Below are 22,624 nucleotides of genomic sequence, written 5' to 3'. Positions count from 1 at the left end.
CAGTGGCCGCGTGGGCGCGGACGACGTCCAGCAGCACCGCCTCCTGCTCAGCCGCCGACCGGCCGGCCAACCGGGCTGCCAGCCCACCCCCGCCCGGCCCGGACACCCGCGAACGGGCGACCTTGCGGTCGGGCCGGACAAGCTCGCGCAGCAGCGGCTGGACAGCGCCCCCAGCAGCGGCGTCGGCCCTGACAGCGCGCAGGTCGAGCTTGATCGGCACGAGCAGCGGCTGCTCGGCCCGCAGACCGATGTCAAACAGCTCCAGACCCTCGGCAGGCGACATCGCCCGGACGCCACCGCGGCTCATCCGAGCCTTGTCCACCTCACTCAGATGCGCGGTCAGACCAACCTTCTGCTCCCACAGTCCCCAGGCCAGCGACACACCGGGCCGACCCTCCGCACGCCGCCGGGCCATCAACGCGTCGAGATAGGCGTTCGCCGCGGCGTAGTTACCCTGCCCGGCCGAACCGAACAGGCCGGCAGCGGAGGAGTAGACGACGAACGCGTCGAGGCCGAGGTCCCGGGTCAGCTCGTGGAGATGCCGGGCGCCGCCGGCCTTCGGGCCGAACACGCCGGCCATCCGCTGCGGCGTCAGCATGGTGGCCAGGCCGTCGTCCAGCGTCCCGGCCGTGTGCACGACGCCGGCCAGTGGGTGCCCGGCGTCGACGCTCGCCAGAAGCGCGGCCACCTGGTCTCGGTCGGCCACGTCCGCGGCAGCGACCGAGACCTCCGCGCCCAGCTCGGCCAGCTCGGCCACCAGCTCACCGGCGCCCGGGGCGTCCGGGCCGCGCCGGCCGACAAGCAGCAGATGCCGGACGCCGTGCTCGGCCACGAGATGCCGGGCCACGACGCCGCCCAGCGACCCCGTGCCCCCGGTCACGAGAACCGTGCCGCCAGGCCGGAAACCAGGCCCGCCGTCCCCGCCCCCGGTGCCCGTCGTACGGGCCAGCCGCGGCGCGAGCAGCACGAGCCCGCGGACGGCCAGCTGAGGTTCACCGACCGCGAGGACAGCGCCCAGCACGGACTCCACCTCCGCGCCGGGCTCAAGGTCGAGCAGGACGACCCGGTCCGGGTGCTCGGCCTGGACCGCCCGGACCAGTCCCCAGACCGCCGCGGCGGCCGGGTCGGGCACGTCGCCGTCCGCCGCCTGCACCGCGGCCCGGGTGACGACCAGCAGTCTGGAGGGCTCGAGCCGGGGCTCGTCCAACCAGCCCTGGAGCATGGTCAGGGCCTGGTTCGCCGGCCGCAGCTCGGCGTCGTCCGAGCCGGTACCAGCCGCGCCCGGTGCCTCGAACACGGCGACGACCGGGTCCGCGACAACACCGGCGAGGACTGCCACCTCGTCCGCCTCGAAGAGCGGTACGACGGGCGGCAGCTGCCCGGACGCCGTGACCGGCGGCAGTTCCGACCACTCCACCCGGAACAGCGCGTCCCGCTGCCGGCCGGTCGCGGCGGCGAGCTGCTCGCCGGTGACCGGCCGGAACTCGAGCGCGGCCAGGCGGAGCACCAGCTGCCCGTTCTCGTCGGTCGCCTCCAGCGACAGGCCATCGCCGTCGCCGGCCGGAGACAGGCGAACCCGCAGCACGTCGGCCCCGGATGCGTACAGGGCCAGCCCCGACCACTCGGCCGGCTGCCAGTACCGGCGCCGCCCGCCGGCCCGGTCGGTTCGGTCGTCCAGCACGGCATGCCGCAGCCCGGACCGCAGCGCGGCGTCGAGCAGTACCGGGTGCAGGCCGAAGCGCGCGGCCCGTTCGCGCTGCTCACCGGTCAGCGCGACCTCGGCGAACACCTCGTCCGCCCGGCGCCACATCGCCCGCAGGCCCGCGGGCGCCGGGCCGTAGCTGTACCCGTACTCGGCCATCTCGGCGTGAAAGCCGGCGAGGTCGACCTGACGGGCACCGGACGGCGGCCACAGCCGCGTCGCCCGATCCGCTGCCGGGACCGGCTCATCCGGGAGCGCGGACAGGCTGCCGGACGCGTGTCTGGACCAGCGGGCGTTCTCGCCGTCGCCGCCCTGGTCGGGCATGGCGTGGATCTCGACCGGCCGCCGGCCGCTCTCGTCGGGCTCACCGACGGCGACCTGGATGCGGACCGCGCCCTGTTCCGGCAGCACGAGCGGCGCCTCGACGACGAGCTCGTCAAGCCCACCGCACCCGACCTCGTCACCCGCCCGAACCGCCAGCTCGACAGCCACAGCGCCCGGCACCACAACCACACCACCCACCCGGTGATCCGCCAGCCATGGGTCGGTGCGCAGGGACAGCCGCCCAGCCACCACCACCCCCCCGGCCCGGGGCAACGGCACCACAGCACCAAGAAGCGGGTGATCCACCGCGACGAGACCAAGGCCGGCCGCGTCAACACCCCGACTCTCCGGCCTAAGCCAGTAATGACGGTGATCAAAAGCGTAGGTGGGCAGTTCAACCCACTCGCCCGAAGCCGGGAGTAAAGCCTTCCAATCAACCCCGACACCGGCAACAAAGGCCTGCCCCATCGACGTCAGCAGACGCCGCACTCCACCCTCGCCACGACGCAGAGTCCCGCCCGCCACCACCACTCGATCAAGAAGATCAGCCGTCTCCGCAACCGACTGCACCAACACCGGATGCGCACTGATCTCGGTAAACCTCGTATACCCACCCTCCATCAGATCCGCCACCACCGGACCGAACCGCACCACAGACCGCAGATTGCGATACCAGTAACCACCGTCTAGAACACCGGGCTCCCGAACCCAGTCCTGTGTCACCGTCGAATAAAACGGCAGCACCGGAGCCTGTGCCCGAACATCGGCCAACGCAACAGCCAGCTCCCGTTCGACCACCTCAGCATGCGCGGTATGCGAGGCGTAGTCCACAGCCACACGCCGGACCCGAACACCCTCCCGCTCCCACTCAGCCAGCACCTCGGTCAGCGCATCGCCATCCCCCGCGACGACAACGGACACCGGCCCGTTCACCGCCGCCACCGAAACCCGGCCAGCCCACGGCCGCAACCGCTGTTCAACCTCCTCCTCGGGCAGTGCCACCGAGGCCATACCACCCCGCCCCGACAACGAACGGGCCACAGCCAAAGCCCGAACAGCGACCACACGAGCCGCATCCCCGAGAGTCAGCGCCCCCGCCACACACGCCGCCGCGACCTCACCCTGCGAATGCCCCACCACCGCATCCGGCACCACCCCCGCCGACGTCCAGACCGCGGCCAACCCGACCATCACCGCGAAACTCGCCACCTGAACGACATCCACCCGCCCGGCGAACCCCTCATCCACCTCCCCCCGCAGAACCGCTTCCAAAGACCAGCCGATCCACGGTCCGAACGCCTCCGAACAGGCCCGGACCCGCTCCGCGAAAACCACCGAGGAATCAAGCAGCTCCGCACCCATCCCCAGCCACTGCGCGCCCTGACCCGGAAACACCCACACCAACCGGCCGTCCACCCGCGCACCAGTGACCAGGCCCGGATCACTCCCACCATCGGCCAGCGCCCCCAACACCCCAGCCGCCTCCGCCTCCGAGGACGCCACCACCACAGCCCGCTCAGCCAGCACCGCCCGCCGCGCCACCACCCCAACCGCGACATCCACCAGGCCAGCGCCCCCCGCCAAGGCCTCCGCCAGCCGCTCCGCCTGCCCGACCAACGCCCGTGCACTGCCCGCCGACACCACCAGCGGCACGACGTCCCCGACGAGCCGGCTGCCCGTACCGGGGTCGCCGCCGACGGGTCCGGCCCCGGCCGGCTCCTGTGCCGGCTCCTCGGGTGCCTCCTCCAGGATCAGATGCGCGTTGGTCCCGCTGATCCCGAACGACGACACACCGGCCCGCCGGGCCCGCCCGTTGCGCGGCCACTCCTGCGCCCGCGTCAGCAGCTCGACCGACCCGCCGGACCAGTCCACCTGGTCGGTCGGCTCGCTCACGTTGACCGTCGGCGGAAGCACGCTGTTCCGGAAGGCCAGCACCATCTTGATCACGCCGGCCACGCCGGCGGCCGCCTGGGTGTGCCCGATGTTCGACTTCAGCGACCCCAGCCGCAGCGGGTACTGCGGGTCGCGGCCGCGGCCGTACGTCGCGATGAGGGCCTGGATCTCGATCGGGTCGCCCAGCGCGGTACCCGTGCCGTGGCCCTCGACGACGTCCACCTCGCCGCCGCCGAGTCCCGCGCTCGCCCAGGCCCGGCGGATCACCCGCTGCTGTGAGGGCCCGTTCGGCGCCGTCAGACCGTTCGACGCACCGTCCTGGTTCACCGCGCTCCCCCGCACCAGCGCCAGAACCCGATGCCCCCGGGCCCGCGCCTGCGAGAGACGCTCCAACACCACGACCCCGACGCCCTCGGACAGCACGGTGCCGTCGGCGCCCACCGAGAACGCCTTCACCCGGGCATCTGGTGCCAGGCCGTGCTGCCGGGACATGCCGAGCAGGCCGATCGGTGATCCCATCACAGCCACGCCGCCAGCCAGCGCCATCGAGCACTCACCCTGGCGGATGGCCTGCGCCGCCAGGTGTATCGCGACCAGGGACGACGAGCAGGCGGTGTCCACCGTGACCGCCGGGCCCTCCAGGCCGAGCACGTAGGACACCCGGCCGGACGCCACGCTGCCCGCAGTGGCCGTCGTCACGAAGCCCTCCAGCTCGGGCGGCATGTCGCTGAGCGAATCGAGGTAGTCGTGGATCGACATGCCGGTGAAGACACCGATGTCGGAACCCGCGGTGGCCGCCGGGTCGATGCCGGCGTGCTCCAGCGCCTCCCAGGTCGCCTCCAGCAACAGCCGCTGCTGCGGGTCCATCGCCAACGCCTCCCGCGGCGAGATGCCGAAGAAGGCGGCGTCGAACCGGCCCGCGCCGTCCAGGAACCCGGCCTGGTGCACGTAGGCGGTGCCGGCCCGGTCCGGGTCGTCATCGAACAGGCTTTCCAGGTGCCAGCCCCGGTCGGCCGGGAAGTCACTCATGCCCTGCCCGCCCTCGGACAGCAGCCGCCAGAGGTCCTCGGGGGTGCGGACACCGCCCGGCAACCGGCAGGCCATGCCGACGATCGCGACCGGTTCGTCCGGGTCCACCGGCACGGCGACCGGCGCTGGGCCCGCCGGGCCGGGCTCGGTGTCGGCGAGCTCCTCGCGCAGGTAGCGGGCCAGCGCCACCGGTGTCGGGTAGTCGAAGACCAGCGTGGCCGGCAGCTTCACCCCGGTGGCCGCGCTGAGCCCGTTGCGCAGCTCGACGGCGGTCAGCGAGTCGAAGCCGAGGTCGGTGAAACCCCTGGTGCCCTGGGTCAGTTCGGGAGGGCTGAAGCCGAGCACCGCGCCCGCCTCGGCCACGACGAGGCCGAGCAGCAGCTTCTCCTGCTCCGCCGCGGACAGCCCGGCCAGCCGGTGGGCCAGGCCCGTGCCGTCGGTGCCGGGCCTGGCCTGTCGCCGACCGGCCCGGACCAGGGCGCGCAGCAGGTGCGGCACACCGCTGGCCGCCGCCTCCGACCGGATCACCGACAGGTCGAGCTTGATCGGCACGAGCAGCGGCTGCTCGGCCCGCAGACCGATGTCAAACAGCTCCAGACCCTCGGCAGGCGACATCGCCCGGACGCCACCGCGGCTCATCCGAGCCTTGTCCACCTCACTCAGATGCGCGGTCAGACCAACGTTCTGCTCCCACAGTCCCCAGGCCAGCGACACACTGGGCCGACCCTCCGCACGCCGCCGGGCCATCAACGCGTCGAGACAGGCGTTCGCCGCGGCGTAGTTACCCTGCCCGGCCGAACCCAGCAGGGCGGCGGCCGAGGAGAAGGTCACGAAGGCGTCCAGGTCGGCGTCCCGGGTCAGCTCGTCGAGGTGCTGGACGGCGTCGACCTTGGGCGCGAACACCGCGGCCATCCGCTCCGGCGTCAGCGCGCCGACCACGCCGTCGTCCAGCACGCCGGCCAGGTGCACGACCGCGCACAACGGGTGCCCGGCAGCGACACCCCTCAGGAGCGCGGCCACCTCGTCGCGGTCGGCGACGTCGGCCGCGACCAGCGCGACGTCCTCGGCGCCCAGCATGCGCAGCTCGTCCGCGAGTTCCCGGGCGCCCTCGGCCTCCGGGCCGCGCCGGCTGGCCAGCAGGAGGTGCCGGACGCCGTGCTCGGTCACCAGGTGCCGGGCCACGACGCCGCCCAGCGAGCCGGTGCCACCGGTCAGGAGCACGGTGCCGCCGGGCCGGAAAACAGGCCGCTCCCCGACTGTCCCGTCTCCGTCCGCCGTGCCGTGACGGACCATCCGCGGCACGCTCAGCGCCGACCCGCGGACGGCGACCTGCGGCTCGCCTGAGGCCAGCACAGCGGCCAGCACGAGCTCCACCTCCGCGCCGGGCTCAAGGTCGAGCAGGACGATCCGGTCCGGGTGCTCGGCCTGGGCGGCGCGGACCAGTCCCCAGACCGCGGCGCCGGCCGGGTCGGGCACGTCGCCGTCCGCCGCCTGCACCGCCGTGCGGGTCAGGACCACGAGCCGGGAGCTGGCAGGGCCGGACACGGCCAGCCATGCCTGCAGCGCGGCCAGCACCTGGCAGGTCCGCCCGAGCGCGTCGTCGCCGACCGCGCCGTCCAGCACCGCGACCGGCGCACCGAGGCCGGCGACGTCCTGGGCGGTGGCGATTCTGGCGACCGCCGGCAGTGCCGGCGCGTCAGTGGCCGGCCGCAGCTCGCTCCATTCCAGGTGAAACAGCAGGTCCCGATGCTCGTCGGCGGCCGCGCCGATCTGCTGCGCCGAGACCGGCAGTGACACGAGCGAGTCCATCGTGACCACGATCTCGCCGGATTCGTCGGCCGCCTGGAAGGACAGCGCGTCCGGGCCGGCCGGGGCCACCCGCACCCGCAGGGCCGACGACCCGGCGGCGTGCAGGACCAGCCCGTTCCAGGCGAACGGCAGCACCGCCCGTTCGTCGTCCGGGTTCACGAACGCGTTGGTGTGCAGGGCGGCGTCCAACAGCGCGGGATGGATGCCGAACCGGCCGGCCTGCTCATGCTGGTCGCGCGGCAGTGCCGCCTCCGCGAACACCTCCGCGCCCCGCCGCCACACCGCGCGCAGGCCCTGGAACGCCGGGCCGTACGCGTAGCCGCGGGCGACGAGATCGGTGTAGAAGTCGGCGATCTCGACCGGCTCGGCGCCCGGTGGCGGCCACGCCGCGAAGTCGACCGCCGCCGCGGCAGCCCGGTGCGCGCCGTCCGACAGCAGGCCGGTGGCGTGCCGGCTCCAGGAACCGGCCGGGTCGTCGTCCCGCGCGGAGTAGACGTCGATCGTGCGGGTGCCGTTCGGGCTCGGCCCGCTGACCGCCACCTGGACCCGGACGCCGCCCTTCTCCGGCAGCGCCAGCGGCGCCTCGATCACAAGCTCGTCCAGCACGCCGCAGCCGAACTCGTCGCCGGCCCGGACGGCGAGGTCGACGTACACCGTGCCCGGCACGATCACGTGGTCGCGCATCGCGTGGTCGGCCAGCCAGGGGTGGGTCTTCAGCGACAGCCGGGAGGTGAAGGCCAGGCCGTCGGACTGCGGCAGCGGCACGATCGCGCCGAGCAGGGGGTGATCGCTCGGGGTCAGGCCCAGCGAGGCAGCGTCCGAGCGCCCGGAGCCGAGCTGCAGCCAGTAGTGCCGGCGGTCGAAGGCGTAGGTCGGCAGGTCGTTCCAGCCGGATCCGCTGCCCGGGACAGCGAGGGCCATGGCCGGAAGCACCGGAGCCCAGTCGAGGTCGACGCCGCGGACGAACAGCTCGGCCATCGAGGTCATCAGCCGGCCCAGGCCACCCTCGTCACGGCGCAGCGACCCCACGGCCGTGGCCTGCGGGACGGCGCCGTCCCCGTCCCCGCGGCCGTCGACGATCTCGCTGATCGGCTGGACGAGGACCGGGTGGGCGCTGGCCTCCAGGAACATCCCGTGCCCGCTCGCGAGCAGGTCCTCGACCGCTGGGGCGAAACGGACCGGCTGACGCAGGTTCCGGAACCAGTACCCGCCGTCCAGCACGCCGGCCTCACGCACCCACTCGCCGGTGACCGTGGAACGGAACGGGATGGTCGGCGCCTGCGCGCGGATACCGGCGAAGGCGTCGGACAGGGTGGAGCGGACCGCCTCCACGTGGCCGGTGTGGGAGGCGTAGTCGACGGTGATCCGACGCACCCGCACGCCCTGGTCGGTCAGTTCCTCCAGTGCGTCGTCGAGCGCCTCGGCGTCGCCGGCGATCACGACGCTGCGCGGCCCGTTGACGGCGGCGATCTCGATCCGGCCCGACCAGCGGGTGATCCGGTCGGCGGCCTCCGCCTCGCTCAGCGCGATCGAGGCCATGCCGCCGCGCCCGGACAACCGCTCACCGATCGCCTGGCTACGCACGGCCACGATGCGGGCGGCGTCGTCCAGGCTGAGCACGCCGGCCACGCAGGCGGCCGCGATCTCGCCCTGCGAGTGGCCCACGACGGCGTCCGGCAGCACCCCGACCGACTGCCAGAACGCGGCCAGGCCGAGCATGACGGCGAACCCGGCCGGCTGAACGACGTCCACCCGGTTCGCCAGCTCCGGCGGGGCGTCGCCGCGCAGCACGTCCACCACCGACCAGTCGACCCAGCGTTCCAGGGCCGCCGCGCACTCGGCGATCCGGGCAGCGAACACCGCTGAGGTGTCCAGCAGTTCCCGGCCCATGCCGGCCCACTGCGTGCCCTGGCCGGGGAACACCCATACGAGCTTGCCGGGCGAGCCGGCCCGCCCGGTCACCGCTGCCGGCGTGCTCTCGCCGCGGGCGAGGGCGGCCAGGCTGTCGCGGGCCTGGCCGGCGGACCGGGCCACCACCACCGCGCGCTCGGCGAACACCGCCCGCCGGGTGGCCAGCAGGCCAGCCATCCGGGGCAGCATGTCCTCCGGGGTTTCGCCGAGAGCGTCGAGGTAGCTGACGAACCGCTCGAGCTGGCCGGTCAGGGATGCGGGTGCGGCGGCGGTGACCACGAGCGGCACCGGACCGGACGGCGTTCCGGACGCGGGCGCCACGCCGGGGGGAGCCGCTGCGCCGGATGCCGCCGCCGCGGCGGGAGCGGGCCGGGCATCGGGGGCGGGGACAGTCGCGGCCTCCCGTGCGGGCTCGGCCGCGGGCGCCTCCTCGACGATCAGGTGGGCGTTGGTCCCACTCGCGCCGAACGCGGACACTCCGGCCCGGCGGGGGTGCCCGTTCACCGGCCAGGGCCGGGCCTCGGTGAGCAGCGCGATGCCGCCGGACGACCAGTCGGCCTGCGGGGTAGGCGCGTCGACATGCCGGGTGGCGGGCAGCACACCGTGCTGCAGCGCGAGCACGGTCCGGATCAGCGCGGCCACCCCGGAGGCCGCCTGGGTGTGCCCGATCACTGACTTCACCGAGCCCAGCCACAGCGGGGAGTCCGCGTCGCGGCCCTGGCCGTAGGTCGCCTGCAACGCCTGGATCTCGATCGGGTCACCGAGCACGGTCCCGGTGCCGTGGCCCTCGACGGTGTCGACGTCGGCCGGCTCCAGGTCGGAGGCGGCGAGCGCCCTGCGGATCACCCGCTGCTGGGCCGGGCCGTTCGGCGCCGTCAGCCCGTTCGAGGCGCCGTCCTGGTTCACCGCCGAGCCGCGGACGACGGCCAGCACCTGGTGACCGTGCTCGCGGGCCCGGGACAGCTGCTCCAGCACGACGACGCCGACGCCCTCGGCCCAGCCGGACCCGTCGGCGCAGGCGGCGTAGGACTTGCAGCGGCCGTCGAACGCGAGCGCCCGCTGCCGGGCGAACCCCACGAAACCACCGGGCGTGGCCATCACCGTGGAACCGCCGACCAGCGCCATCGAGCACTCGCCGCGGCGCAGGGCCTGTGCGGCCAGGTGCACGGCGACCAGCGACGACGAGCACATCGTGTCGACCGTGACGGCGGGGCCTTCCAGACCCAGGGTGTAGGATACCCGGCCGGAGGCCACGCCGCCGGCGGTGCCGAGCGCGCGTTCCAGGCTCAGGAAGCCCTCGTACCCGCTGAGATCGGGGGCGTAGTCCTGGTGCACGACACCCGCGTAGACACCGACGTCGCTGCCGCGCAGGCTGTGCGGATCGATACCGGCCCGTTCCAGCGCCTCCCAGGACACCTCGAGCAGCTGGCGCTGCTGCGGGTCCATGGCGAGCGCCTCGCGCGGGGAGATACCGAAGAACCCGGCGTCGAACTGGCCGGCGTCGTGCAGGAAGGCACCCTCCCGCACATAGGTCGTGCCCGGGTTGTCGGGGTCGGGGTGGTACAGGCCCTCGAGGTCCCAGCCGCGGTCCTGCGGAAACGGCGTGTAGACGTCGGTGCCGTCGGTCAGCACCCGCCAGAGATCCTCCGGGGTGCGGATCCCGCCCGCGTAGCGACAGGCCATCGACACAATCGCGATTGGCTCGGCGACAGCCGCGGCGAGCCGGCTGTTCTCCTGCTGCAGCCGCGTGTTCTCCTTCAGTGAGACACGCAGTGCATTGACGAGTTGCTCGTCAGGCGCCGGCATATCGATCCCTTCGTGGTCGTCCGCTGGCTGTGCTCGTGGGGCTCCCGGCGGGGCCTATCCGGCCGCGTCGAGGGCGCGTTGCACGAGCGCCGCAACATCCATGCCGTCGATCAGGTCGAAGTCGTCGCCCGGGATGGCGGCGGGGAACGCAGTCGGGTCCGGGGTGTCCGTGTCGCGCCCGTCACCGTCCGAGCCGCCGTCTGTGCGGCCGTCGGAGGCGGCCAGCGCGAGCAGGGCCGGCAGCAGGCCGGCCTGCTCGATCCGGGCGAGCGGCACAGACGCCAGGACCTGCCGGACCTCCTCCTCCCGCGCGGCCGGGTCGTTCTCCGGCTCGCGCAGCAGCTCCTCGCGCAGGTGGCCGACGAGGGCGTCCGGGGTCGGGTAGTCGAAGATCAGCGTGGTCGGCAGCCGCAGCCCGGTGGCAGCGTTCAGGCTGTTGCGCAGGTTCACCGCGGCCAGCGAGTCGAACCCGGCCTCCTGGAATGCCTGCAGGGCCCCGATGGCCTCACCGCTGCCGTGGCCGAGCACGGTGGCGGCGTGGCCACGGACCAGCCGGAGCAGCATCCGGTTGCGCTCCGCCTCGGGCACCGCCCGCAGCGAGCCCACGAGCGCGGACGCCGAGTCGCTGTCCTGGTCGGGCTGGGCCGCCCGCAGCGCTGCCGCGGCCTCCTCCAGATCGGCGAAAAGCGGGCTCGGGCGGACGGAGGTGAACGCCGGCATGAACGCCGACCAGTCGATGTCGACGACGACGACGGACCGGTCGTCCGCCTCGACCGCCTGTTCCAGCGCCGTCACCGCCACGTCCGGCGCCATGGGCAGCACGCCCCGCCGGCGCAGCTGGGCGAGGGTGTTCTCGTCCATGCCGATCCCGACCTCGTCGAGCGCGCCCCACGCGATCGAGGTCGCCCGCAGCCCACGCCCGCGCCGTGCGTCCACGAGCGCGTCCAGGACGGCGTTGGCCGCGCCGGACATGCCCTGGCCGCCACCGCCCCACACCGCGGCGATCGAGGAGAACACCACGAACGCCTGGAGCGGTGTGTCCGCGAAGCGCTCTGCCAGCCACTGCGCCTGGTCGACCTTCGCGGCGAAGACGGCGGTCACATCGTCCGGCCCGCTGGCGTCAACCATGCTGGTCCAGGTGATGTCGGCGGCGTGCATGACGCCGGTCAGCGGGCGCTGGGGACCGGCCGCGGCGAGCAGGGCGTCGAGCCCGGCGGTGTCACCGGCGGGGCAGGAGGTCACGATGGTGGCCAGCCCGAGCTCGGCCAGCCCGGCGCGCAGCCGGTCCACCGGGTCGGCTTCGCCGCCGCTGTCGGCAGGGTCAGGGCCGGCCGGCGCCGCACCCGACGGGGTCGACGTGGTGACGAGGAGGTGCTCGGCGCCGCCGCGGGCCAGCCAGAGCGAGGCGTGCCGGCCCAGTCCTTCCGCACCGCCGGTCACCAGCACCGTGCCACTCGGGCGCCAGTGGCCTTCGGCCGGCTCGGGTGCGGGGCGGCGCACAAGCCGGCGGCCGTAGACGCCGGACCGGCGGATCGCGAGCTGGTCCTCTCCGGTGTCGCCGGCCAGGACGCCGAGCAGGTGCCGGAGGGCGCGCCCGTCCAGGCCGGCGGGCAGGTCGACGAGGCCGCCCCAGCGATCCGGGTGCTCCAGGGCGACCGCCCGGCCCAGGCCCCACAGCGCCGCCTGCGCCGATGCGGTCACGGCGTCCTGCACGCCGATGTTCACCGCGCCGCGGGTCAGGCACCACAGCGGTGCGGTCATGCCGACGTCCCCGAGGGCCTGCACGAGGGTGAGCGTGCCGAGCGTGACCTCCCGCGGGGTCGCCACGCACGCGTCGTCCGGGGTGAGCCTCCCGCTGTCCAGGGCGAGCAGGGAAAGTACGCCGGAGACATCGCTGCTGGCGGCGGTTGCGGTGATCTGCCGGGCGAGGGCGGGCCGGTCGGCGCCGCGCGGCACCTCCAGTCCGACGGCGTCCAGACCCAGGTCGGTCAGCGCCTGGACGACACCGGCCGGATCTGCTCCGCCGGTGGCCGGCCGGAGCACCAGCCACCGCCCGATCGGGACGCCCGACGGGTCCCGCTCCACTGGCTGCCAGGTGACGTGGTGGCGCAGCTGCAGCGCCGCGGACCGTTCCCGGCGCCGGTCGCGCCAGTTCAACAGCAGCGGCAGCACCGGCGCCAGCACGCCGGCCCCGCCGCTGGCCAGACCGAGGAGTCGGCCGAGCACACCGGGGTCGGCCTGTTCGACGGCGGCCCAGAACTCGGCGTCCTCGCCGCCATCCGCCGTGCCGTCCGGGTCACCCGCGTCGCGCAGCCAGTAGCGCTGGCGGTCGAACGCGTAGGTGGGCAGCTCCACCCGGTGGCCGCCGGCGGGCGGCAGCACGCTCGCCCAGTCGACGGTGACGCCTGCCGCGAACAGCTCGCCGAGCGAGGCCAGCAGCCGGCGCCGCCCACCGTCGTCGCGGCGCAGCGTGCCGGTCGAGGCGAGGGTGACACCGGCCGCCTCGGCGGCCTCGGTGACCGGCTGGACGAGTACGGGGTGCGGGCTGACCTCGACAAAGGTCGTGAATCCAACCTTGATCAGGTCTGCCACCGACGGCCCGAAGAGCACCTGGTCGCGCAGGTTCCGGTACCAGTAGCCGCCGTCGAGCACACCGGCGTCGCTGACCCAGCCCTGGAGCAGGGTGGAGTAGAACGGAAGGGCCGGGGCCTGCGCCTCGATCCCGGCGAGGACCTCCGCCAGCACCGGTTCGAGCGCCTCCACGTGCGCGGTGTGCGAGGCGTAGTCCACCGCGACCCGCCGAACCCGGACGCCGTCGGCAGCCAGACTCTCCAGCACGCCGTCCAGCGCATCGCTGTCGCCGGCCACCACGACCGACGCCGGGCTGTTCACCGCAGCGACCGACACCCGGCCGGCCCACGGCTCCAACCACCGCGCCATCTGGGCCTCCGGCAGCGCCACCGAGGCCATCCCGCCCCGGCCGGCGAGGCCGGACGCGATGGCCTGGCTGCGCCGGGCCACCACCCGGGCGGCGTCGGCGAGGCTCAGCGCGCCGGCCACGAACGCGGCGGCGATCTCGCCCTGCGAGTGGCCGATCACGACGTCCGGCACGACCCCGGCAGCCGCCCACACGGCCGCGAGGCCGACCATCACGGCGAAGCTGCTGACCTGGACGACGTCCACCCGGTCGGCGAACCCGTCCCCGACCTCGCCGCGCAGCACGTCCTCCAGCGACCAGTCGATCCATGGCCGCAACGCTTCGGCACAGGCCCGGACCTGCTCGACGAACACCGGATTCGTGTCCAGCAACGCGCGACCCATGCCGGGCCACTGTGCGCCCTGGCCAGGGAACACCCATGCCAGCTTGCCGGCCGCCGTCGCGGCGGGGCCGGTGACGACACCCGGGTGGCTCTCGCCACGGGCCAGCGCCCGCAGCCCGGTCAGGGCCTCGCCGTTCGTCGCGGCGAGCACCACCGCCCGTCGTCCCAGAGTCGCCCGCTGGGTGACGAGCGCGGTCGCGAGGTCGGGCAGCGGGACCGGGGTGTCGACAAGCTCGGCCAGCCGGGCTGCCTGCCCGGCCAGCGCGGGCGCGGTCCGGGCCGAGACCACGAGCGGCACGAGCTCGTCCGCCCGGGTGGGGTCGGCGTGGGGCCGCCGAGCGCGATCGCCGGCCGGGACTGGACCTTCACCGGCCTGGCCGTCGTCGGCCGCCGGCGCGGCCGCGGCGGCCGGAACCTCGCCGACGACCGGCTCCTCGCCGGGCGCCTCCTCGAGGATGACGTGCGCGTTGGTACCGCTGGCACCGAACGACGACACGCCCGCTCGCCGCGGCCGGCCGTCCCGGACCCACTCCCGTTCCGTTGTCAGCAGTTCCACGGCGCCTTCGGCCCAGTCGACCTGGCCGGTCGGCTCGGCGACGTGCAGCGTGGCCGGAAGGACTCCGTGGCGCAGCGCCTGGACCGTCTTGATCACGCCGGCCACCCCGGCCGCGGCCTGGGTGTGGCCGATGTTGGACTTCAGCGAACCCAGCCACAGCGGCCGGCCCGGCTCCCGGCCCTGCCCGTACGTGGCCATCAGCGCCTGGATCTCGATCGGGTCGCCGAGTGTCGTGCCGGTGCCGTGGCCCTCCACGGCGTCGACGTCGGCCGGGGACAGCCCGGCGCCAGCCAGGGCCTGCCAGATGACCCGCTGCTGCGACGGGCCGTTCGGCGCCGTCAGCCCGTTCGAGGCGCCGTCGGAGTTGACGGCGCTGCCCCGTACCAGCGCGAGCACCCGGTGCCCGCGCCGCCGTGCCTGCGAGAGCCGCTCCAACAGCAGGACTCCGACGCCCTCGGACCAGCCGGTGCCGGCCGCCGTCGACGAGTAGGACCGGCACCGGCCGTCCGCGGACAGCCCGCGCTGCCGGGAGAACTCCAGGAAGGCATCCGGGCTCGCCATCACGGTCGCGCCGCCGGCGAGCGCCATCGAGCACTCGCCGCGGCGCAGCGCCTGCGCGGCCAGGTGGATCGCCACGAGCGAGGAGGAGCAGGCGGTGTCGACCGTGACGGCCGGCCCCTCGAACCCGAACACGTACGACACCCGGCCCGAGGCCACGCTGGACGCCGTCCCGGTCATCACATAGCCCTGCGCGTCCTCCGGCACCCGCCGCAGCCGGGTGACGTAGTCGTGGTGGACGATCCCGGTGAAGACGCCGACGTCGCGCCCACGCAGCGAGAGCGGGTCGATCCCGGCCCGTTCCAGCACCTCCCAGGACGTCTCGAGCAGCAGCCGCTGCTGCGGGTCCATCGCGAGCACTTCGCGCGGGGAGATGCCGAACAGTGCGGCGTCGAAGAGGGCGGCGTCGTTGAGGAACCCGCCGGAGCGGGTGTAGCTGGTGCCGGCGTGGGCGGGGTCGGGATGGTAGAGCCGGTCGACGTCCCAGTCCCGGTCGGCAGGGAAGTCGCCGACAGCGTCCCGGCGGTCGCGCAGCAGGGACCACAGCGCCTCCGGGCTGTCGGCGCCGCCGGGCAGCCGGTTGGCCATGGCCACGATCGCGATCGGCTCGTCCGGCTCGCCCGGTGCCGCGAGGACCGGCATCCCAGCCGCCGGCTCGGCGTCGCCGGACAGCCGCCCGAGCAGGTGAGTGGCCAGCAGCCCAGGCGTGGGGTGATCGAAGACAAGCGTGCTGGGCAGCTCCACGCCGGTGAAGTCGCGCAGCCGGTTGCGCAGCCGGACCGCTCCCAGCGAGTCGAAGCCCAGGTTCTTGAAGGGTTGGTCGGGGTCGAAGCCCTCGTCGGGGGTGTCCGTGCCATGGCCGAGCACCACGAGCACGCTCTCGCGGACCAGGTCGGCCAGCGCCCTGGCCCGCCGGGCGCGGTCGGGGTCGGCCAGGCGCTCGTCCGGACGGACGCGGCGATCCGCGGGGTTCTCGAACACCGCGTCCGGGCGGTCCGGGTCGCTCGCGGACCCGGCGGCGGCCGCAGCGAGGCCCGCGGAGCCGGCCTGCACCCAGTAGCGGCGGTGTTGGAAGGCGTAGGTCGGCAGGTCCACGTTCGGGGCGGGCACACCGTCGCGGCCCAGGAACGCCGGCCAGTCGACTGCCACGCCGTGGGTGTGCAGCTCGGCGAGCGCGGTGCGCACAGCAGCGCTCTCGGCGGTGTCGGCCGGCAGCACAGCCACCGCGTGCAGGGCCGGGCGTCCGCTCAGCGCCTCGTCCGGAAGATCCAGAAGCATCGCGGTCAGGACCCCGCCGGGGCCGAGCTCCAGGACATGGGCGGCGCCCTCGGCCCGCAGCGCCGCGACGGCGTCAGCGAACCGGACGGGCTGGCGGACCTGCTCCACCCAGTAGTCCGGCGTGGCCCACCGGCCCAGCCGGTCGGGCCCGCCGGTGAGCGTGGAGACAACCGGCAGCCCAGCGGGCCGGTAGGTCAGCCGCTCGGCGACCGCCCGGAACTCGGTGAGCATCGGCTCCATCAGCGCCGAGTGGAAGGCGTGGCTGACGGCGAGCCGGTGGGTGCGCCGCCCCTGGGCCGCCAGCTCGGCCGCGACGGCCAGCACAGCGTCCTCGGCCCCGGACAGCACGACGGCGCCGGGCCCGTTCACCGCGGCCAGGCCGGCCGCCCCGGCCGTCCGCTCCAGCAGCGCAGTGACCTCCTCCTCGCTCGCCTGGACGGCGACCATCGCGCCGCCGTCGGGCAGGGCGTCCATCAGCCGCCCGCGGGCGGCGACGAGCGCGGCGGCGTCCTCGAGGTCGAGCACACCGGCGACGTGGGCCGCGGCCAGTTCGCCGATCGAGTGGCCAGCCGCCAGGTCTGCCTGCACGCCCCAGGCGGCGAACAGCCGGAACAGCGCGGTCTCCAGCGCGAACAGCCCTGCCTGGGCGTAGACCGTGCGCTCCAGCAGCGCCGCGTCGTCCGAGCCGGGCGCGGCGGAAAGCACCGCGCGCAGCGGCCGGGCGAGGTGGCCGTCCAGGTGGTGTTGCAGGATGTCGAGGGCGCCGTCGAAGGCAGCCCGGAACACCGGGTACCGCTCGGCGAGCTCGCCGCCCATCCCGGCCCGCTGGCTGCCCTGGCCGGTGAACAGCACGGCCAGTCTGCCCTCGGTCACCGTGCCGGTGACCGTGTCCGGTCCCGGCGTGCCCGTCTGCAGCGCCTGGAGTTGCGTGACGAGACCGGCCCGGTCGGCGGCGACAACGACGGCGCGGTACTCGAGGTGCGCCCGGGTGGTGGCGAGGGCGTGTGCGACATCGGGGTCCGGCAGGTTCGGCCGGGCCTCCAGGAACCCGGCCAGCCGGCCGGCCTGTCCGCCCAGGCCCGCCGGAGTGCGGGCGGACAGCGGCAGCGCGACGGGCTCCAGGGGCCCGTCGGTGGCTGGATGGCTGGCCGGTTCCGTTGCCGGACGGTCGCTTTCGAGCCGGTCCTCCGCAGGCGGCTCCGCAATGATGACGTGCGCGTTCGTACCGCCGATACCGAACGACGAGACCCCGGCCCGCCGGGGCCGGCCGGTGCGGGGCCACGTCTGCGCCGCTGTCAGGAGCCGGATGCCACCGCCGGACCAGTCAACGTGCTCCGAAGGCCGGTCCACATGCAGCGTGCGAGGCAGCACGCCATGTCGCAGCGCCATCACCATTTTGATCACGCCGGCTGCTCCGGCGGCGGCCTGGGTGTGACCGAGGTTCGACTTGATCGACCCCAGCCACAGCGGCCGGCGGTCCAGCCGAACCGCTCCGTACGTCTCCAGCAGCGCCTGCGCCTCGATCGGGTCGCCGAGCGTGGTGCCGGTGCCATGGCCCTCGACAGCGTCGATGTCCGCCGGCTCCAGGCCGGCATCCGCCAGCGCGGACCGGATCACCCGCTGCTGCGACGGCCCGTTCGGTGCCGTCAGACCGTTCGAGGCGCCGTCGGAGTTGACCGCGGATCCCGCAACGACGGCGAGCACCTGGTGCCCGGCCCGGCGGGCGTCGGAGAGCCGCTCCAGCAGAAGCAGGCCGACGCCCTCCGACCAGCCCGTCCCGTCGGCGGCGTCCGCGAACGCCTTGCAGCGCCCGTCCGGCGCCAGGCCCCGCTGCCGCGAGAACTCCACGAACGTCTGCGGGTCGGCCATCACCATGACACCGCCGGCCAGCGCCATCGAGCACTCGCCGGCCCGCAGCGCCCGGGTCGCCAGGTGAAGGGCGACCAGCGACGACGAGCACGCCGTGTCGAGCGTGATGGCCGGGCCCTCGAACCCGTAGTGGTAGGCCAACCGGCCGGACAGCACACTGGCCGACGACCCGGTCAGCCGGAACCCCTCCACGTCCGCCGCGTCCCGCGTCAGCACGGCGTAGTCGTGGCTGTTCACCCCCACGAACACTCCGACGTCCCGGCCGGCCAGCGATGTCGCGTCGATGTGGGCCCGCTCGAACAGCTCCCACGACGTCTCCAGCAGCAGCCGCTGCTGTGGATCCATCGCCAACGCCTCGACCGGTGAGATGCCGAAGAACGCGGCGTCGAAACCGGCGGCGTCGTCCAGGAACGCACCGTGCCGGACGTAGGACGTCCCGAGGTGGTCGGGGTCCGGGTGGTAGAGCCGCTCGACGTCCCAGCCCCGGTCGGACGGGAACCCGGTCACCGCGTCGCCGCCCTCGGACACGAGCCGCCACAGGTCCTCCGGGCTATGCACGTGGCCGGGGAAGTGGCAGGCCATCGCGACGACGGCAACCGGCTCGTCCGCCGGCCTGGTCCGCACGGTCGAGGTGGCCGTGGGGGCGGCGAACAGCTTCGCGCGGAGGTGCTCGGCGAGGGCGGCCGGGCGCGGGTGGTCGAAGACGGTCGCCGGCGGCAGCGTGAGACCGGTGGCCCGGGTCAGCCTGTTCCGCAGCTCGACCGCGGTGAGCGAGTCGAAACCGGCGTCTTTGAAGGTCCTTCCGGAGGAGACGGCCTCGGGGTCGCGGTGTCCCAGCACCTCGGCGGCGAGCCGGCGCACCAGCCGGTCCAGCCGGTCGGTCTGCTCCCGCGGTTCAAGCCCGGAGAGCTCCGCCGCCAACGAGTTCGCCCCCCGCGCGGGCAAGCCGCCGTCCGCCGGCCTCAGGAGGGGGACCAGTCCCCGCAGCAGCGGTCCGACGGGTTCACGGACGGCCGCGGCCCGCAGCCCGGCCAGGTCGAGATGGGCGGCGACCAGCGGGCTGCCTGCGTCGGCGGTCAGGAGGGCGTCGTCCAGCAGTGCGCGGCCCTCGGCGTCCGAGAGCCCCAGCATCCCGGAGCGCCGCGTCCGGCGGAGGTCGGCCGCTCCGAGATGTCGCGTCAGGCCGCTGGCCTCGCGCCAGTAACCCCACGCGATGCTGGTGCCCGGCCGCCCGGCGGCCCGGCGGCGGCCGGCGAGGGCGTCCAGCGCGGCGTTGGCCGCGGCGTAGCCGGCCTGGCCGGGATTACCGAGGACACCGGCGGCCGAGGAGTACAGCACGAACGCGGCCAGGTCCAGGTCACGGGTCAGCTCGTCGAGATGCCGAGCGGCGTCCACCTTCGGCCGCAGCACGGTGTCGAGCTGCTCGGCGGTCATCCCGGCCACCACGCCGTCGTCGAGCACGCCGGCGGTGTGCACGACGGCGGTCAGCGGCGCCTCCGCCGGCACGGCGGCCAGCAGCGCGGCCAGCTGGTCACGGTCGCCGACGTCGCACGCCGCGATCGTCACGTGGGCACCCAGCCCGGTGAGCTCCGCGTACAGGGCGTCAGCGGCGTCGGCCTCCGGGCCACGACGGCTCACGAGCAGGAGGCGGCGGACGCCGTGCCGGCGCACCAGGTGCCCGGCGGTGATCGCGCCGAGCTTTCCGGTCCCACCGGTGATCAGAACAGTGCCGTCCGGGTTCGGTGGGCGGGCCGCCAGACCCGCGCCCATGCCGTTGCCGGTGACCGCGGTGTCGTCAGTGACCGCGGTGTCGTCAGTGACCGCGCTGGTGCCGGTGACCGGCGGCTGGGGCAGTCGGGCGAGTCTCGGCGCCCGGGCCACCGGCCCGCGCAGGCGGATCTCGGGCTCGCCACTGGCCAGCATCCTGCCGAGCAGCTCGTCCGAGGGCGGCCGCTCGCCGTCGTCCACCTCGACCAGCAGGATCCGGCCCGGGTGCTCGGACGCCGCTGAGCGCAACAGTCCACGGACGGCGGCCGCACCGAGGTCCTCGCCGGTTTCGCCGAGCACGACGAGACGGCTCGACTCGAGCGACGGCTCGGCCAGCCAGGCCCGCAGCACGTCGAGGACGGCGCCGGCCGCAACCCGCGGGTCGTCCGTCCCCCGTGGCGCCTCGAGGAGCACGACGTCGGGCACCTGACCGGCGCCCGCCTCGTCAACGGCGCCCGCCGTCGCGACCCGGGCCACGCGCGGCGTGGGACCTGCGGCCGGAAGCGGTAAGTCGGCCCATTCGACGTGGTACAGCGGGAGCCGCGCGCCGACGTCCGCCGGTGAGAAGGGGCGGACCTCGACCGACACCACCGACAGCGCCGGTGCGCCGTCGGGGCCGTCCAGCCGCAGGCCGAAGCCACCGCCGGTGCGGGACACCGACGGCCGGACCTCGCTCGCGCCGGTCGCCCACAGCTGCACCCCGGACCAGACGGCGTCGGTAGTGCCCTCGGGTAGCAGGGCCCGGACAGCCACGTCGAGCAAGGTCGGGTGCAGGCCGTAGCGACCCGTGCCCCCGGACGCGGCGGTGGTGATCACTGCCATGCCCGCGGCGGGATCACTGCCGACGGAGGGGCTTTCGGGCGGACCCAGGGTGGTCACGAGGGTCCCGGCCGCGTGCCTCGTCCAGGCGTCGCGTACTCCCTCGCCGTCGCTCCGCGACCAGATCTCCACTGTGCGACGGCCAGACCCGGCGGCGGCGCCCACGACGATCTCGACGTCGCGGCCGCCGCGTTCGGGCAGGAACACGGGCCGTGCGACCTCCAGGCGCTCGAGCGCCGGAGTGCCGATCTCGGCGCCGAAGCGGACGAGCGCCTCCACGAGCGCGGCGTTCGGCATCAGGACACCGCCGGCCACGGCGTGTTCGGCCAGCCACGGGTGCGCTGCCGCCGTCCAGCGCGAGACGGCCAGGAAACCGCCGGTCGCTGGCAGGGCGGCGACCGCACCGAGCAGGGGATGGCCGGTGGGGGTCAGGCCGAGCCCGGCCGGATCGGTCGCGGTGATCGCAGGTAGCCAGTACCTCTGGTGCTCGAAGGCGTAGGTCGGCAGGTCGACCCAGGTGGCTCCGGCCGGTGTGAGGGCGGCCCAGTCGACCGGCACGCCGTGTACGAAGGCCTCGGCCAGCGAGGTCAGCAGCCGTGGGAGGCCGCCGTCGTCCCGGCGCAGCGTTCCGTTGGCCGCGACCGCGGCGCCCAGATCGTCGGCGGTCTCGGTGACCGGCTGGACCAGCACCGGGTGAGCGCTGATCTCGATGAACGTCGTGTGGCCTGCCCCGATGAGATCGGCCACCGCAGGGCCGAACAGCACCTGGTGGCGCAGGTTGCGGTACCAGTAGCCGCCGTCGAGCACGCCGGCGGCCTCCACCCAGTGCCTGGTGAGCGTGGAGTAGAACGGCAGCACGGGCACCTGCGAGCGGACCCCGGCAAGCGCCTGCGCGAGGACTGGTTCGACCGCCTCCACGTGCGGGGTGTGCGAGGCGTAGTCGACGGCCACTCGCCGGACCCGGACGCCGCCGGCCGCGAGCGCGTCCAGCGCCTCACCGAGAGCTTCCGCGGCGCCGGCGACCACCACCGAGACCGGGCTGTTCACCGCGGCCACCGACACCCGCCCCGACCAGGGCCGCAACCACTCGACGACCTCGACCTCCGGCAGCGCCACCGACGCCATCCCACCGCGACCGGCCAGCGACGCCGCGATCACCCGAGCCCGGACAGCGACCACCCGGGCCGCGTCCTCCAACGTCAGCGCACCAGCCACACAGGCAGCCGCGATCTCACCCTGGGAATGCCCGATCACGGCGTCCGGCACCACGCCGGCAGAGGTCCAGACCTGCGCGAGAGCGAGCATGACGGTGAAGCTGGCGACCTGGACGACGTCAACCCGCTCCGCGAACCCGACCTCGACCTGTCCGCGCAGGACGTCGTCCAGCGACCACTCGATCCACGGCGCGAACGCGACCTCGCACTCTCGGACCCGGGCGGCGAAGCCGGGGTGGCTGCCGAGCAGCTCACGGCCCATGCCGAGCCACTGCGCGCCCTGGCCGGGGAACACCCACACCAGCCGACCACCGCCAGTGCTACCCTCCGCCCTGACCAGGGCCGGGTCCGACTCACCGCGAGACAGCGCGAGCAGCGCCGCCCGGGCCTCCTCGTCGTCACCGGCGACGACGACGGCCCGTTCCTCGTGCACGGCGCGGTGCCGAACCAGGGCCGAGGCCAGCACGGCCAGCGAAGGCGTGGTCCCGAGCGACGCAACCAGCCGGGCGGCCTGCCCGGCCAGCGCACCCGCGGTGCGGGCCGACACCACCAGCGGCACCGGACCGGGCAGAACAGCCGGGACAACCGGCCCAGCAGGAACACCGACCGGCTCAACCCCGGCCTGACCACCGACGGACCCAGCCACGGCCACCGGCGCGACCGCGGGCGCCTCCTCAAGAATCGCGACCGCGGGCGCCTCCTCAAGAATGAGGTGGGCGTTCGTCCCACTCACACCGAACGACGACACACCCGCCCGACGCGGCCGACC

Annotated in this window: 1 protein-coding gene and 1 pseudogene; both read right to left on the bottom strand. The window is 74.5% G+C overall.

The window, feature by feature from the left end:
* Window positions 1-10,474 (bottom strand): SDR family NAD(P)-dependent oxidoreductase (locus AC08OV_RS14870; RefSeq protein WP_476619799.1); only part of this gene is annotated, 10,474 nt, incomplete at its 3' end.
* A 54-nt stretch (window positions 10,475-10,528) separates the two neighbouring features.
* Window positions 10,529-22,588 (bottom strand): annotated as a pseudogene (locus AC08OV_RS14865) (type I polyketide synthase); the annotation flags it as partial.
* Window positions 22,589-22,624: the final 36 nt, after the last annotated feature.

The sequence above is a fragment of the Frankia sp. CeTa3Moorea genome (assembly GCF_978021225.1).
Note: the sequence above shows the minus strand (reverse complement) of the source record. Positions and strands in the feature narration are given on the sequence as shown.